This window comes from Marinococcus sp. PL1-022, assembly GCF_033845285.1.
Lineage (GTDB): Bacteria > Bacillota > Bacilli > Bacillales > Marinococcaceae > Marinococcus.
Window position 1 is genome coordinate 1,188,859 of sequence record NZ_JAWXCX010000001.1, and the last position, 16,252, is coordinate 1,205,110.

A 16,252-nucleotide genomic window follows, 5' to 3' on the forward strand; every position below is an offset into this window, starting at 1 on the left:
TATACATATCACCGGCCGGTGGTACAGCAAGGCGTCCATGCGGCGTCTTTTTGTATGCCGGCAGACAATTGAAAGGAGCATACCAATGAAACAACTGATTCAAACGCTAAAACGCATCGACCGAAAAGGCTACAAAGCCTACAACGATATTAAAGGCACGCACGAGTTTTCGGATTTTCAGCTGCACATGGACCACGTGCAGGCCGACCCGTTCGCAAGTCCGTCCCGTGCGCGGGTGACGCTTTCGAGAAAGGCGCTTGAGCTTGGCCCGGAGGTCGAGGAAAGCGACGCGCGCCGGGTGGCGGCCATCGATTTTTTCGCGCTTGCCGTGCAGCAGGAGCTGAATAAGCAGAAGGGAAAGCCCGGCATTATTATCGACGGACCCGGCCAGGAAATGATCGACCGGACCGCGGTGAAGCTGTCGAAGGATCATCTCGAGGTCCGGCTGTCGATTCACCTGCCGGCCCGTGGGCGTACGATCCAGGGCCAGGAGGCGATTGAGCGGCTCACCAAACAGCTGCCGGAGGCGATTCAGCACGCCGTGCAGCAGTACTCCAGGCAGAAGCTGACCGACCAGCTCGAGCTTGCCGACCAGCAGCAGGCCGTGCGCCGCTACCTGCAGGACCACGGCTGCATCGCGTTTGTGGCCAACGGCTCGGTGCTCCCGCGCGCAAGCGGCGTCAGCAACCGCCCGATGAGCGGCAAGGAGGTCATTTCGTTTCAGTCGCCGAAGGAGCGCGAAGTGACTATTGAGCTTCCGCACGGCGGACCGGTTACCGGCATGGCGGTGCCAAAGGGCGTGACGATCATTGTCGGCGGCGGCTACCACGGCAAAAGCACGCTGCTCGAAGCCATTGAGCGCGGCGTATACAACCACCGCGCCGGCGACGGCCGTGAATTCGTGATTGCCGATCCGAGCGCCGTGAAGGTCCGTGCCGAGGACGGCCGCTCGGTCACCGGGGTCAACATCAGCCCGTTTATCGCGAACCTGCCGGCCGACAAGGACACCTCCTTTTTTACGACCGAAAACGCGAGCGGCAGCACGTCGCAGGCGGCGAACATTATGGAGGGTCTCGAGGCGGGCGCCGGAACGCTGTTGATCGATGAAGACACGAGTGCGACCAACTTTATGATCCGTGACGCCCGCATGCAGGCGCTTGTGGCCAAGCGCAAGGAGCCGATCACGCCGTTTATTGATAAAGTGCGCGCCCTCTATGATGACGAAGGCATTTCCACGATTCTCGTCGTCGGTGGAGCAGGAGATTATTTTGACGTGGCGGATTATGTTATCATGCTTGAAGAGTACGTTCCGTATGACGTGACCGGAGAAGCACGCCGTATTGCCGGCGAGCATCCAACGAACCGGACAAAGGAAGCCGGGGAAGCGTTCGGGGCCTTAACGGGCCGGAGCATTGCGGTCCACCGCTTTGACGCCCGTAAAGGCAAAAAGGAAAAAGTGAGCGGCAAGGGCCGAGATACGGTGATGTACGGAACGGAAACCATCGACCTGAGCGCGGTCGAGCAGCTGATTACCGGCAGCCAGACGAACGCGATTGCCGAAGCGATCCGGCACGCGAGCAGGCAGTTTCAAAAGCCGGCGCCGCTTCCGGAGGTGCTTGATTATATCGAGCAGACGATCGACAAGCAGTCGCTCGACGGCCTGTCGCCGTTTAAAAACCAGCACCCGGGGGATTTTGCGCGTCCGCGCCGGTTTGAAATCGCGGCCGCCATCAACCGCTACCGTCCGCTCCGCGTCGAACGGTGATTTGAGTTTTGCCGGTTTTCGGCTTATAATATGAAGCGACGATAAAAATCACGGGCGGCACGTCCGCCCGTACCTATAGAGAAGGGAGAGACCACCGTGACTGATAAAAAGCAAACGGATACGTCTGAACAAACGACTCCGGCGGTCGATCCGGCATACGAAAAATACTTTGATTTTTCCAAAGCCGAAGTAGAAAGCAACGAGGACGGCAAACAATACATGAAAATTGGGGGCCGGTCGATCGTCATCAACGACCAGCCCGACCATAAAGCAGGGCGCAAGCGGACGAAGCAGGACGCGTCGGTGCACTATGACTTTGACATACCCGAGGACATGCGCGGCATCGGCTACGGCAAAAAGTACCTGATCCGCACGTACGGCTGCCAGATGAACTACCACGATACCGAAAATATGGCCGGCATCCTCGAGGAGATGGGCTTTGCCGAAACGAAGGACACCGAAGAGGCGGACCTCATCTTTTTGAACACGTGTGCGATCCGCGAAAACGCGGAAAACAAAGTGTTCGGTGAGATCGGCCACCTGAAGGCGCTCAAGCGCGAAAAGCCGGAGCTGATGCTCGGCGTATGCGGCTGTATGTCGCAGGAGGAAAACGTCGTGAACCGCATCATGCAAAAGCATCACCACATCGACATGATTTTCGGCACGCACAACATCCACCGCCTGCCGGAGCTTCTTCGCGATGCCATCCAGGGCAAGGAAATGGTGATCGAGGTCTGGTCGAAGGAAGGCGACGTGATCGAAAACATGCCGAAAAAACGCGCCGGCGGAACGCAGGCGTGGGTCAACATCATGTACGGCTGCGACAAGTTCTGCACGTACTGCATCGTGCCGTACACGCGCGGCAAGGAACGGAGCCGCCTGCCGGAGGACATTATCGCCGAGGTACGCGACATTGCGCGCCAGGGCTATAAGGAAATCACGCTGCTCGGGCAGAACGTGAACGCCTACGGCAAGGATCTCGGGCTCGACTACGGGCTCGGCGAGCTCATGAACGAGCTGCATAAAATCGACATTCCGCGCATCCGCTTTACCACAAGCCACCCGCGCGACTTTGACGACTACCTGATTGAGGTGCTCGCGCAGGGCGGCAACCTCGTTGAGCATATCCACCTGCCGGTCCAGTCCGGCAACAGCGACATGCTCAAGCTGATGGGGCGCAAATACACGCGCGAGGAATACGTCGAGCTCGCCCGCAAAATCAAAACGGCGATTCCGCACGCGTCGTTTACGACCGATATCATCGTCGGCTTCCCGAACGAAACGGAGGAGCAGTTTGAAGACACGATGTCACTCATGCGCGAGATGGACTACGACAGCGCGTTCACCTACATCTATTCCCCGCGCGAGCATACGCCGGCGGCGAAGATGGAGGACAACGTGCCGATGGATGTGAAAAAAGAGCGGCTCGCCCGCCTGAACGCACTCATGGGCGACATTTCGAACCGCCGCAACAAAGAGCTCGAAGGCAGAGTGCTTGAGGTGCTCGTCGAAGGCGAAAGCCGCAAAAACGCCGACGTGCTCTCCGGACGGACGCGCACAAACAAGCTCGTGAACTTCCGGGCGCCGAAGGACGTTATCGGCGAAGTTATCTACGTCCAAATTGACGAAGCCAAAACGTGGTCGCTCGACGGCCATGTTGTGGAATTCGCGGAGGTGTAAGCAGATGGCCTACACGAAGGACGAAGTGATGCAGGAAGCCGGGCGGCTCGCCGAACGGCTGAAGGAAACCGAGGAAGTGGACTTTTTCATCCGCGCGGAGACGCAGATTAACGACAACGTGCGGATCCAGAACCTCATCCAGGAAATCAAGGACAAGCAGAAGCAGGCGGTCAACTTCCAGCACTACGAAAAAACGGAAGCCAAACGCCAGGTGGAAGCGCAGATTAACGACCTGCACGAAGAGATTGAAAACATTCCGATCGTCGGGCAGTTCCGCCAGAGCCAGACCGAGGTCAACTACATTCTGCAGCTGATCAGCGACCAGATCACGGCCTCAATCTGGGAGACGGAAAACGACGACAACAGCAGCTCATAAAAAGAACCGCTTTCCGTATAACGGGAGGCGGTTTTCTGCTTTTTGGGATATTATAAATTTCACATACTGTAATTTAGTTTCTCTTTAAACAGTGATATAATATGAGGGACTACCGCAGAACGCTTCCCGTTGGAGAAGCAGACGGAACGATGTACAATAATAACGCAGTGAAACAAACATAACGGAGGCTTTTTGATGCCAGAGACAGATACACCGATGATGAAGCAGTATAAGGACATTAAAGCGGCCTACACGGACGCCTTTTTGTTTTACCGGCTCGGCGACTTTTACGAAATGTTCTTTGACGATGCGGAGCTTGCCGCCCGCGAGCTCGAAATTACGCTCACCAAACGCGGCCAGAAAAACGAAAACGATATCCCGATGTGCGGAGTGCCGTATCACTCCGCCGAAGGGTATATTGCAACATTGATCGAAAAAGGGTACAAAATTGCAATCTGCGAGCAGGTGGAGGACCCGGCCAAGGCGAAGGGGGTCGTAAAGCGCGAGGTGGTGCGCATGATCACCCCGGGGACGATCATGGAAGGGCGTGCCCTGGATGAGACGGAAAACAACTTCCTTGTGGCAATGATGCCAAACGGAACGGAAACGGCGTTTGTCAAAGCGGATCTCACCACCGGGGAGACGGCCGCGGCGCTTCTGTCCGATGACGTCGGCGAATGGCAGCGCGAAATGACGACCGCGCACCCGAAGGAAATCGTCGTGCCCGAGGAGCAGGAGGGGGTCATGGCCGATATCTACCGCGGCATGATTTCGACCGGATCGGTGCCGGAGCTGAAGCCGGAATGGGAGGAGCTCACCGGCGCCCTTGAGAACGGCACGCTCCGGGAAGGGGCGGCGCTTCTTTTGAGCTACGTGGAGCGCACCCAGCAGCGCTCGCTCGGTCACCTGCAGCCGTTTACGGTGTATGAGCCGAACCGGACGATGCAGCTGGACATGCATTCACGGCGCAACCTGGAGCTGACCGAGACGATGATGGGCAAAACGAAGGACGGCTCGCTTCTCGGCGTGCTCGACCGTACCGTGACCGCGATGGGCTGCCGCAAGCTGCGACGCTGGATCGAGGAGCCGCTTCTTTCCCGCCCGGCCATCGAAGAACGCTACGGCATGGTGGCTTCGTTTGCGGAAAACTTCTTTGCCCGTGAGGACCTGCGCGAGCATCTGCGCGACGTGTACGACATTGAACGGCTCGCCGGCAAAGCCGTCTACGGCAACATTAACGCCCGTGAGCTCGTGCAGCTGCGGCGGACGCTGCAGGCGGTGCCGGCGATTGCCGACCTGCTCGGGGGCATGAACAACCCGGCCATCAACGAGCGCCTTGTGGACGTGTCCGCCTTTCAGGAGCTTGAGGAGCTGCTCGACCGGAGCCTGGTGGACGACCCGCCGTTTGGCGTCCAGGAGGGCGGCATGTTCCGCTCCGGCTTTCATGAGGAGCTCGACCAGTACCGCGAAGCGGGCCAGAACGGCAAGCAGTGGATCGCGGAGCTTGAACAGAAGGAACGGGCCGAAACCGGCATCAAGTCGCTCAAGGTCGGCTACAACCGGGTGTTTGGCTACTACATTGAAATTACACGGGCCAACACGCATCTGATTCCGGACGGCCGCTACGAGCGCAAGCAGACGCTCACGAACGCCGAGCGCTACATTACGCCGGAGCTGAAGGAAAAGGAGGACCTGATTCTCGGCTCGGCGGACCGCGCTGTCCATCTCGAGTACGAGCTGTTTCTTGACCTGCGTGAACGTGTCGCGGGCTACGTGCGTCCGCTCCAGGAGCTCGCGGATCTTTTGAGTGAAATGGATGTGCTGCAGAACTTTGCCCATGTGAGCGAGCGGCTCGGCTACGTGCGCCCGGCCTTCAGCACGGACAAGACTTTGGCCGTCCGCGGCGGCCGTCACCCGGTCGTGGAGACGATGCTGACTGCCGGCGAATTTGTGGCAAACGACACCCATATGGATGAGCACGGCATGCTGTTGATTACGGGCCCGAACATGGCCGGGAAAAGCACGGTGATGCGCCAGGTGGCGCTGATTGCGATCATGGCGCAGATCGGGTGCTTTGTGCCGGCCGAGGAGGCGGAGCTGCCGCTGTTTGACCGGATTTTTACCCGCATCGGGGCGGCCGACGACTTAACAAGCGGCCAGAGCACGTTCATGGTGGAAATGAAGGAAACCCAGCAGGCGCTGTTGAATGCGAGTGCCGACAGCCTGATTCTGCTCGACGAAATCGGGCGCGGCACGTCCACGTACGACGGCATGGCGCTTGCGCAGGCGATCATGGAATACATTCATGCCAATATCGGGGCCAAAACGCTTTTCTCCACGCACTACCACGAGCTGACCGTGATGGAGGATCACCTGCCGGCGCTTCGGAACGTGCACGTGCGGGCGGTGGAGGAGGACGGGGAAATCATCTTCCTGCACAGGGTGGAGCCGGGCAAGGCCGACCGCAGCTACGGCATTTACGTGGCCAAGCTCGCCGGGCTGCCGCCGCAGGTGATTGAGCGCTCCGAGACGATTCTGAAAAGCTTTGAGCAGCAGAAAACCGCCGCCTACGCTGTGCCTGAGGAGCCCGCACCGGAAACGACGGTCCGGGAGACGGAGGAGCCCGAACAGCTCGCGCTCTTTTCGATCGATGACGGCAGCGCCCGGGCCAAGGAAATCATGAGCGAGCTGAAGCGGACCGACGTGCTCCGCATGAGCCCGATGGACGCGATTGAAAAGCTGTACCAGCTGCAGCAGTACGCGAACCAGGAGGAGGAATAAGCGGTGACGTATGTAAAAAAACTCCCGGACGGCCTCGCCAACAAAATCGCGGCCGGGGAAGTGGTCGAACGCCCCGCCTCGGTCGTAAAGGAACTGGTGGAAAACGCGATTGACGCCGGCGCCACGACCATTCAGGTGGACGTGGAGGAGGGCGGACTGTCGCTCATCCGGGTGACCGACAACGGCCGCGGCATGGACCAGGAGGACGCGGAGCTTGCCTTTGAGCGCCACGCCACCAGCAAGCTGTCCCGGGAAAAGGACCTGTTCCAGATTGAGACACTCGGCTTCCGGGGCGAGGCGCTCCCGAGCATTGCGGCCGTCTCGAACGTCACGATGGAAACCGGGGACGGACGCGAAGCCGGAGTGCTCATCCGCTACCAGGGCGGCAAACGCATCGCCTGCACGCCGTCCAAAAGCCGGCAGGGCACCCAGGTGGAGGTGCGTGACCTGTTTTTTAACACGCCCGCACGGCTTAAATACGTGCGCACGATGAACACCGAGGTGGCAAACGTCGCGGACGTGATGAACCGGCAGGCACTCGCGCACCCGGACGTCAGCTTCCGGCTGTATCACCAAGGCAAGCAGCTGCTGCTCACGAACGGAAACGGGAGCCTGCAGCCGGTGCTCGCGGCTATTTACGGCCGGCAGACGGCGCGCGACATGCTGTATATCGAGGCGGAGACCGATGACTACCGGGTGAGTGGCTGGATCGCAAAGCCTGAGACGTACCGCGCCTCGCGCCAGTACATGTCGACGTTTGTGAACCACCGCTACATCCGGCACTACCCGCTCACAAAAGCGATTGAAGCGGGCTACCATACGCTGCTTCCGATCGGCAAGCACCCGATCGCGGCGCTCCATATTGAAATGAACGTCGGGCTGATTGACGTGAACGTGCACCCGTCCAAGCTCGACGTGCGTGTAAGCAAGGAGCAGGAGCTGCTGCAGCTCGTCGAACAGGCGGTGCGGGAGCGGCTCCAGCATGAGCGCCTCATTCCGGCCGGCGACCAGAAGCGGGCCAAATCGGCGCCCGCGTCCGAGCAGATGAACCTCACCTTTGCCGAGCCTGCACCCAAGCCGGCGGCAGAGCCCCGGCGGGAGGAATCGCCTGCCCCGAGTGAGCCGGAACCGTCCCCAACCTCGCACGCCTCTGCCCACGAGGCGTCGTTCAGCGACGACGCCCCGGCCAGGGAGCCGGAAGCAGAAACGGTGTTTGAGCGTACGGATGCGTGGCCCGAGGAGCAGGAGGCGCCGCAGCCGGAGCCCGAAGCCCCGGCACCGGAAAGCAGCGGCCCGGAGCTTCCGGAGCTGCGCCCGATCGGCCAGTTTCACGGCACGTATATTCTGGCGGAAAATGAGGACGCGCTCTACATGATCGACCAGCACGCCGCGCAGGAGCGTATTTTTTACGAATACTTCCGCGTGAAAATCGGCGACGTGGACAAGGACGTGCAGCAGCTGCTCGTGCCGATTCTGCTGGAAGTGACCAAAGAGGAAGAAATCCTCATCAACGACCGCCAGAGCGATTTTGAAAACATCGGGATTTTTCTCGAGCCGTTCGGCGGCCAGACGTTCCGGGTGCACGCGCATCCGACCTGGTTTCCGGCCGGCGACGAAGAAAGCGTCATCCGCGAATGCATCGAAGAAGTGAAAAACAACAAACGGATCAGCGTGCATGAGCTCCGCGAGGAAGCGGCCATTCTGATGTCGTGCAAGGCGGCAATCAAGGCGAACCGCTACCTGACGAAGGTCGAAATCCAGGCGCTCGTCGACCGGCTGAGGACGTGCGAGAGCCCGTATACGTGTCCGCACGGCCGCCCGATCATCATTCACTTTTCCGACTACGACATGGAAAAAATGTTTAAGCGCATCATGTAGCTGCAGAGAAGGGGAGAGCGTCGTGATTATTACTACCGCCAAAAAGCCGGACCCGGATGTGCGCGCGGAAGCCGAGTTAAAAGCGCGGGCGTGGAATGCGCCATGTGTGCCGCGGGAGAAGCGCTCAATCCAGCGCTGGCAGCGGGAAACGCAGGAGGACATCTACATTGTGGCCGCAGGCGGCGACACGTACCATCCGGCGACGGAAGCCGCCGAGCCGCTCGCGTTTCACCCGTCGATGGCGTGGCTGCGCGGCCTGCAGGTTCACCGCGGGGGAAGTGATCCGCTGCTGGAGGCGGCCGATGTACGCGAAGGCGACTCGGTGCTCGACGCGACGCTCGGCTTCGGTGCCGACAGCATCATGCTTGCCCACGGCGTGGGAGAGACCGGTACGGTGCTTGGTATCGAAAAACAGCCGGTCGTGGCGTCGCTCGTCCGCAAAGGGCTCCGGCTTCCGGGGGACTATCCCGGCTGGTTTACGGACGCGATGCAGCGGATCACGGTCGTCCAGGGCGACAGCTTTCGCCTTCTGCGGCTGCTTCCCGACAGCTGCATGGATGTCGTGTACCTGGATCCGATGTTTGCCGAAGCGGTGGACACAAGCCCGGCGATTGACCGGCTGCGCCCGGTGGCGGCGACCGACCCGCTGACAGACGATTGGATCGAAGAAGCGATGCGGGTAGCCAGGCGCCGGATTGTCGTCAAAGACTATGCGGAGAGCCCGCATTTTAAGCAGTATCAGTTAACCCCGGCCGGGCGGCGGAACGCCGTGGTCCGGTACGGATGGAAGGAGGCATACACGTGAAGCAACCGGTACTCGCTGTTGTCGGCCCGACGGCGGTCGGCAAAACGCGGCTCGGCATTGAGCTGGCCCGTAAATACAACGGCGAAATCATCAGCGGCGACTCGATGCAGGTGTACGAAGGGCTCACAATCGGGACGGCCAAGCCGACGCTCGAAGAACGCCGCGAGGCCCCGCACCATCTCGTGGACATGCTGTCGCCGGACACACCGTATTCGGCGGCCGACTTTAAAGCAAAGGCCGAGCCGATCATCGAGCGGCTGCACGGGGAAGGCAAGCTTCCGATTATCGTCGGCGGCACCGGCATGTACATCCGGGCACTCCTGCACGACTATTCGTTTTATGATGCGAAGAAGCAGGAGGGGGTGCGCGAGAAGTGGGAGCTGTACGCGCACCAGTACGGAAGCGACGCGCTTCACGCGAACCTTGCGCGCCGCGACCCGGAGCGCGCGGCCGCGATGCACCCGAATAACGTGCGCAAGGTCGTGCGGGCACTCGAAATTCTTGAAACAGCGGAAGAAGGTCCAACTTTATCCAAAAAAATGCAAAAAAAGCATTCGCCCTACGCCTCATTCATGATAGGATTAACAATGAACCGTCCGTATTTGTATGAGCGGATCGAGCGCCGGGTCGACCGCATGATGGCCGACGGCCTCGAACACGAAGCGCGCTGGCTGTACGAACGCTTCGGCGAGGAAGTACAGGCCGCCCAGGCGATCGGCTACAAGGAATGGTTCCCGTATTTCCGCGGGGACGAAAGCGCCGACTGGGTCGCCGAGCGGATGAAGCGCAATTCCAGGAGATACGCCAAGCGGCAGCTCACCTGGTTCCGCAACAAAGAGGACGCACACTGGTATGATATTACCGATCGCTCCCGGCCGTTTGCCGACGAAGCATTTGCTTCAATTCTGCGGCAGTTCGAGCGTGAGCATCGCTAATACATAAATCACTTACTAAGCCCGCAGTGGAAGGAGATTCAATCATGAAACAATCAGTCAATATCCAGGATCAGTTTTTGAATGTCGTACGCAAGGAAAAAATTCAGGTGACCGTCTTTCTGACGAACGGCTTTCAGCTGCGCGGCCTGATCAAAGCCTTTGACAACTTCACCGTCGTCCTCGACAGCGACGGCAAGCAGCAGCTCGTCTACAAGCACGCCATCAGCACCTTCGTCCCGCAGCGGACCGTCTCCCTGCAGACCGAAAGCGAGAGCGAAGAATAAAAAGAAGCTTCCCGAAAAGGAAGCTCACGAGACCGCCCGTTCCTGTGGAAGCAGGGGCGGGGGTTTTTATATTAATTAACAAAAAAAGAAGTGAACGCCGATTGTAAAATTAAGCTAGACAACGAAAAAGATCACTCGTGATACACTCAAGATGAATTTCCGACCAAAGAAATCATAGGAGTGATCACGAATGACCTACACCCATCTTAGCACGAATGAAGTTGTCCTCATAGAAGCATATAACCAGAATGAGTTCCCGGTTTTCCGGATTGCCAGGCAGCTCGGGCGTGCCCGTCAAACGATCCACAACGTCGTGAGCTACTTACGGGAAGGGCATCGGGCCCTTGATTATGTTCAGCGGTATCAAGCCAATAAACAGCGGTGTGGTCGAAGACCGACGGTCTTAACGCCCGCCGACCAGGTCTATGTCACCGAGAAAATCAAGGAAGGATGGACCCCTGATGTCATCGCCGGACGCCGGGAGCGTCCGCTTCCCTGTTCCGGACGCCCCCTGTACCGGATGTTTGAGCGATGGATGCTGGATCGAAGCACCCTGCCAATGAAAGGGAAGCGGAAACCAAACGGGCATCAGGAACGCCGGGGAAAGCAGGCGTTTCGGCGGACTCTTGCGGACAGGGACCGGGAGTACCCGGCCTTTCGGCAGGAATTCGGGCACCTGGAAGGAGACACCATTGTTGGTCGTCACCATCAAAGTGCTGTGATCACTCTGGTTGAGCGTTTATCGAAAGTGATCGTTACCCTTCAACCAGCCGGCCGTAAGGCCAGAGATATTGAAACCACGCTGCACCGGTGGTGCAGCCGTTTCCCGAAACACTTATTCAAATCCATCACCTTTGACTGCGGCAAGGAGTTTTCCAACTGGCAGTCGATCAGCAACAGGCACGACCTTGCCATTTATTTTGCGGATCCAGGAACGCCTTCCCAACGCGGATTAAATGAACATTCAAATGGCCTCCTCCGAAAGGATGGCCTGCCTAAGCACATGGATTTTCAGGATGTGGACCAGTCGTATGTTTCCGCTGTGGCCTCCGGAAGAAATCACATCCCAAGAAAGTCGTTAGACTATTGCACCCCGTTGGAAGTATTCATGAGGTATATGGAGAATGATATGGTGTCTAACTTAATTTGACGATTTAAAATGATTAAAAGAGTTATTAATATAATACTTTGAAATTGTTAATCGATTTAAAGCAACTCGCTCTTAATTAAAGAGCAGGGTTGCTTTTTTATTTGATCTATTGAATGTTATACATATGCATGAACTGATTCAATAAATATATTTAATTTTGAATTACTCAATTATATAAGAAATTAAAATTTTGCAGTGAAAATATAAGTACCATCTTGCAAATTCCTATTCTACAAATTTGAAACATGGAAAGCCCTTACATAGTTGCGGTGGTTGTATTATAGTAACGGTATTCACTAGTGATGAGCAAATACATTTTGCAATTTGAAACAAAGAGGCGGGAGGTGAATCATCATCGTCCTGGATCAGCGCCGGACGGCGATCTTAAATTATGTACTGCAGGCGGACACGGTCGTGGAAGTGGATCGGTTAACGAAGCAGTTCGGCATCTCACAGCGCACCATCTATTACGACCTTCAGCAGATTGACGACTGGCTCGAGGAAAATAAGCTGACGCGCACCCAGCGGATCTACGGCAAGGGCATCTACCTGGACTCGGAGACGAGGCGGAAGCTGCAGGATGTTACCCACATCGACAACGACTGGGATTACCGGTTCGACCAGTGGGAGCGTATCTACCTGATTGTGCTGCATCTCTTGGTGGCGAAAGCAAACGTTCAGACGAACACGCTGCTTGACTGAGTTAAAATAGCTGTGAAATGAATAAAGTCTAAATAAATACCAACTCAAATAGCAGCCCGCTCTTAATTACAGAGTGGGCTGCTATTTTTTTATTTTAGTAACCTATTATATATTTACTGCTTTTCTTCAATTAATATATTAAGTATTAACGTAGATACTCAAAGTTGCACTTCTCCGGCCAACCGCTGAAATTCGCCCGCAAGCCGGGTGACTTCCTCATAATCACCGATTTTGGCCGGCCCGGTGATCGCCCCGCCGGCACCGAGCATCACGGCACCAGCCTGCAGCCATTCCTGCACGTTATTCAGGTCCACACCGCCGGTTGGCATCAACTGCAGGTGCGGCAGCGGGCCGCGAAGCGTTTTGATAAAGGAAGGGGCGTACATCTCCCCGGGGAACAGTTTGACCACCTGGGCGCCGTAGGCGAGCGCTTCGGTCGCTTCCCGGACGGTCATGATACCCGGAAGATACGGCACCGCATAGCGGTTGCACAGCTTCGCGACCTCCGGGTCAAAGGACGGGCTCACAATAAAGGATGCGCCCCGGACAATCGCCAGCCGGGCCGTTTCGCTGTCGAGCACGGTACCGGCCCCGATAACGGCATCCGGATACTTTTGTACCAGCGTGCGCAGCACATCGTCGGCATCCGGCACGGTAAAAGTGACTTCGAGTGTTTTAGAGCCGCCTTTCACGCAGGCATCTGCCGTCTTTATAGCCTGGTCCGGGCTGTCGCCCCGGATCACAACCGCCACCTTGTTTTCCATCATTTGATTCAGAATATGAAATACTCTCATCACGCATCTCCTTTAATATTATTAGCAGTACCAATGTTTTCGCTGTAATTCCTGCCATCCGTAGAAAGAAACTTTATCAGCAGTAATAAAATAATACGTAAAACCTGAACCTCTTTGCAAGTTTATCTGCGAAACAATTCTTTTCACGAAACTATTGAAAGCATTTGGTCTTAAGCTTTATGAAGAAAAAAGCTAAGATTATTATTAACAACCAACTGAAATGTCGCGACGAAAGGAAGGTTGTCTTATGGCGTTGGATCAAAGGAGTTTGGAAATTTTAAGCAATTTGCTGGAAACGGAGGAGCCATTATCCGTTTCTTACCTGGCAGGGACTTTTCAGGTCTCGGAACGAAGCATTTATCTGGACCTGGATAAAATCAGTCACTGGATGAAGGAAAACCATTTTTCCGGCCTGGGCCATCAAAGATCCAGGGGATACTTTATCGAGCCGTTCATGAAAAGGGCTATTGCAGAGAGCGGGATACTGTATCAGCAGGAATACATTTATTCACGCGAGGAAAGAAAATCGGTTATTTACCTTATTTTAATCAGCAGCGTAAAGGATAAATGGATGGTAGCTGATTTTCAGGAGCTGTTCCGTGTGAGCCGCAACACGGTTTTAGATGATGTCCGCCTGCTTCGGGAAGAGCTGAAAGCGTGGTCGTTGTCGATATCCTTTGATTTGACGGAGGGCTATCGCATCAAGGGATTGGAAAAGGATAAACGCCGTAAGATCAGTCATTTGCTGCATTATCATTTTACAGAGGAAGGACGTTTTTCCTTTTCTTTTTTCTCCAGGCTCGGGGAATCGATGAATTTTTTGCAATATTCTGCTGTAAAGCATATTGAAACAGTTATTCATCAGATTGAAGAGGCTGCAGGGATAGAATACACTGATGACATTATTGAACAGCTGAGTGTACGTTTTGCTTTCTTCCTGCGTCGTTCTAAGCATGGAAAGCATATACAGCTTGACCCGGCAGAACGGGAAGTTATTGTGAATACGCATCTCTACGAAATATCAAAACAGCATTTACATGTGCTTCCTTTATCAGAAGGAATATCGGCTGCTGAAGAGATCATCTACTTTACGGCGCATCTTCTGAGTGCACGTACGAACCGTATTTCTGAATCGATGTGGGGAGAGCTTGGAAGATCAGAGCTGTTGGCAGCGATTTATTCTTTCATTCGAGAATTCGAAAAATTCGCACTCGTGGAAATCGAGGATAAAAGAGGCCTGGCCAACAATCTTTCGATTCACCTGCAGCCGGCCATCTTCCGGATGCGCTACGGAATACAAATGAAGGATAAATCCCTGGAAAAAGTTAGAGAAAATTTAAATGATGTATATATTTTAACGAAACAATCCAAGCACGTTTTAGAAACCTTCCTCGGCCAGGTGATCCCGGACGAGGAGACAGCTTATCTGGCCATGCATTTTGGAAGCTGGCTGCAGCAGGAAGGTCTCGCACCGGTAAAGAAATGGAAAATGCTGATTGTCTGCCATAGCGGTATCGGCACTTCCAGGCTGCTCGAGAGTCAGCTGCGTGATCTGCTTTCGGATATCGAAATTATAGATACGGTATCACTGCGTCAGTACCATGATATGGATATCAGCGACGTCGACTACATTGTTTCCACAATATCGATTCCGGAGCGGGAAATTCCAGTCATTCACGTACCTATAGTTTTTAGCGAAACGGATAAAGAAATACTGCTCAATCAAATTAACGGACGCTGGAAGCAGAAAAGCTTCAGCCGGGAGCAGCAGATGAAGCAGCTGATGAAAATCATTGGCAGGTATGCAAAGATTCAGGATGCCAAAGGGTTGTCGGGTGAATTACAGGGATGGATGCAGCCTGAATTACTGCGGGCAGCAAACACAAACAAACAGACCTCTTCATTAGAGCATGTTTTGCCGGCGGAACATATACGTATGCTTCCTTCAGCAGGTTCATGGCAGGAGGCTGTCGAAGAAGCGTCCGTTCCGCTTATAGAAAATAATGTTATCAGCAGAGAGTACGTCACAGCCATGCGCCAGAATTTACTGGAGCAGGGGCCCTATGTAGTCATCGCACCCGAAATTGCCATGCCGCATGCAAGTTCAGATGCAGGTGTCCATCAGCTGGGCTTCAGCCTCTTATTGCTTGAAAATCCGGTAGACATGATTGGCAAATCAGTAAAACTTCTTATTGTGGTAGCTTCTCCGGATGACCATAGCCATTTAAGAGCACTGGCAGAGCTGAATCAATTACTCTATGATGCCGGGAAACGCGAAGCGTTACTCCATGTCAGGGACCAGGAATCGTTAGTCAGTATAATTCATCCTGTAGAGCAGGACTCAGCCTCTTCCATATATTAATAAATTAGGTGATAGAATGAAATTTTTACCAGAAGAAATGATAAATGTACAGCATCCTGTGTCTTCACCAGAAGAGGCCATTAGGGCAGCTGGGGATTTGTTGGAAAAGGAAAAAACAATAAGTTCTTCATATATTCAGGCAATGGTGGAGGCCTATATTTCCCAGGGGGCATATTTTGTATTGGCGCCTGGCGTTGCTGTCCCTCATGCAAGGCCGCAGGACGGGGCTTTAGAGTCCGCTATCTCCTTTGTACAGCTGGAAGAGCCTGTTGTATTTGGTCATTCGACAAATGATCCTGTCACATTGGTATTTGGGCTAAGTGCAGCATCGAATGACGAACATCTTCACATTTTGCAGAAACTAACGATGCTGTTAAACGATCCATCAACGATAGAACATATGAAGAAAGCGCAGAACGTAGAAGATATTAAAAAAATTATTCAAAGGAGCGGGATGAAGAAATGAAAATTTTAACGGTATGTGGTTTGGGACAAGGAACGAGCCTGATTTTGAAAATGAATGTTGAAACCGCCCTGGAACAGAAAAATATCGAAGCGGATGTTGAGCATATGGACGTTTCGTCCGCATCCGGCGTGCAGGCAGATTATATTATTACCAACCAGGAATTAGCCCCCAACCTAGAAGGACATAAAGCAAAGCTGATAATTGTGCAGAACTATTTTGATCCTAACGAAATCAGCCAGGCGATTGATGAGCAGATGCAAGACTAATTAAGAGT

General features: G+C 54.9%; 14 protein-coding genes. 13 read left to right on the forward strand and 1 reads right to left on the reverse strand.

Annotated elements, in window-relative coordinates; genetic code table 11:
• Positions 1 to 85: 85 nt before the first annotated feature.
• From SIC45_RS06025 to SIC45_RS06070, 10 genes are all read left to right on the forward strand, one after another.
• Positions 86 to 1,765 carry an ABC-ATPase domain-containing protein gene (locus SIC45_RS06025; protein ID WP_319631409.1) on the forward strand — a complete coding sequence of 560 codons (1,680 nt, stop codon included), beginning with the start codon at positions 86 to 88 and terminating at the stop codon, positions 1,763 to 1,765.
• 96 nt (positions 1,766 to 1,861) lie between these two features.
• On the forward strand, positions 1,862 to 3,445 hold the full coding sequence (gene miaB / locus SIC45_RS06030) for a tRNA (N6-isopentenyl adenosine(37)-C2)-methylthiotransferase MiaB (RefSeq protein WP_319631410.1): 1,584 nt from the start codon (positions 1,862 to 1,864) through the stop codon (positions 3,443 to 3,445).
• Between the two features lie 4 nt (positions 3,446 to 3,449).
• On the forward strand, positions 3,450 to 3,821 hold the full coding sequence (locus SIC45_RS06035) for a RicAFT regulatory complex protein RicA family protein (RefSeq protein WP_319631411.1): 372 nt from the start codon (positions 3,450 to 3,452) through the stop codon (positions 3,819 to 3,821).
• 195 nt (positions 3,822 to 4,016) lie between these two features.
• Positions 4,017 to 6,602: a DNA mismatch repair protein MutS gene (gene mutS / locus SIC45_RS06040; RefSeq protein ID WP_319631412.1), complete on the forward strand. Its 2,586-nt coding sequence runs from the start codon at positions 4,017 to 4,019 to the stop codon at positions 6,600 to 6,602.
• Positions 6,603 to 6,605: 3 nt separating this feature from the next.
• The gene (gene mutL / locus SIC45_RS06045) at positions 6,606 to 8,480 is read left to right on the forward strand and encodes a DNA mismatch repair endonuclease MutL (RefSeq protein WP_319631413.1); all 1,875 of its coding nucleotides are present in this window, start codon (positions 6,606 to 6,608) and stop codon (positions 8,478 to 8,480) included.
• 238 nt (positions 8,481 to 8,718) lie between these two features.
• Entirely contained in the window at positions 8,719 to 9,285 is a 567-nt protein-coding gene (locus tag SIC45_RS06050; protein WP_319631414.1) for a class I SAM-dependent methyltransferase, read from the forward strand.
• Positions 9,282 to 10,220: a tRNA (adenosine(37)-N6)-dimethylallyltransferase MiaA gene (miaA, locus tag SIC45_RS06055; RefSeq protein WP_319631415.1), complete on the forward strand. Its 939-nt coding sequence runs from the start codon at positions 9,282 to 9,284 to the stop codon at positions 10,218 to 10,220. The genes SIC45_RS06050 and miaA overlap by 4 nt, the downstream gene beginning before the upstream one ends.
• 44 nt (positions 10,221 to 10,264) lie before the next feature.
• Entirely contained in the window at positions 10,265 to 10,504 is a 240-nt protein-coding gene (hfq, locus tag SIC45_RS06060) for an RNA chaperone Hfq (protein ID WP_022792841.1), read from the forward strand.
• A 190-nt stretch (positions 10,505 to 10,694) separates the two neighbouring features.
• Positions 10,695 to 11,654 carry an IS30 family transposase gene (locus SIC45_RS06065; protein WP_319631416.1) on the forward strand — a complete coding sequence of 320 codons (960 nt, stop codon included), beginning with the start codon at positions 10,695 to 10,697 and terminating at the stop codon, positions 11,652 to 11,654.
• 381 nt (positions 11,655 to 12,035) lie between these two features.
• Complete coding sequence (locus tag SIC45_RS06070; protein WP_319632934.1) at positions 12,036 to 12,356, forward strand: hypothetical protein; 321 nt, start codon at positions 12,036 to 12,038, stop codon at positions 12,354 to 12,356.
• 158 nt (positions 12,357 to 12,514) lie between these two features.
• Here SIC45_RS06070 and SIC45_RS06075 read toward each other — a convergent pair whose 3' ends face one another.
• Complete coding sequence (locus SIC45_RS06075; protein WP_319631417.1) at positions 12,515 to 13,150, reverse strand: bifunctional 2-keto-4-hydroxyglutarate aldolase/2-keto-3-deoxy-6-phosphogluconate aldolase; 636 nt, start codon at positions 13,148 to 13,150, stop codon at positions 12,515 to 12,517.
• A 247-nt stretch (positions 13,151 to 13,397) separates the two neighbouring features.
• Between SIC45_RS06075 and SIC45_RS06080 the strand changes: the two genes are divergently transcribed.
• From SIC45_RS06080 to SIC45_RS06090, 3 genes are read left to right on the forward strand one after another with little or no spacing between them, the layout of a single operon-like run.
• Complete coding sequence (locus SIC45_RS06080; RefSeq protein ID WP_319631418.1) at positions 13,398 to 15,512, forward strand: BglG family transcription antiterminator; 2,115 nt, start codon at positions 13,398 to 13,400, stop codon at positions 15,510 to 15,512.
• Between the two features lie 16 nt (positions 15,513 to 15,528).
• On the forward strand, positions 15,529 to 15,978 hold the full coding sequence (locus SIC45_RS06085) for a PTS sugar transporter subunit IIA (protein ID WP_319631419.1): 450 nt from the start codon (positions 15,529 to 15,531) through the stop codon (positions 15,976 to 15,978).
• Positions 15,975 to 16,244: a PTS sugar transporter subunit IIB gene (locus SIC45_RS06090; RefSeq protein ID WP_319631420.1), complete on the forward strand. Its 270-nt coding sequence runs from the start codon at positions 15,975 to 15,977 to the stop codon at positions 16,242 to 16,244. Before SIC45_RS06085 ends, SIC45_RS06090 begins: the two co-directional genes overlap by 4 nt.
• The last annotated feature ends 8 nt before the right edge of the window (positions 16,245 to 16,252 follow it).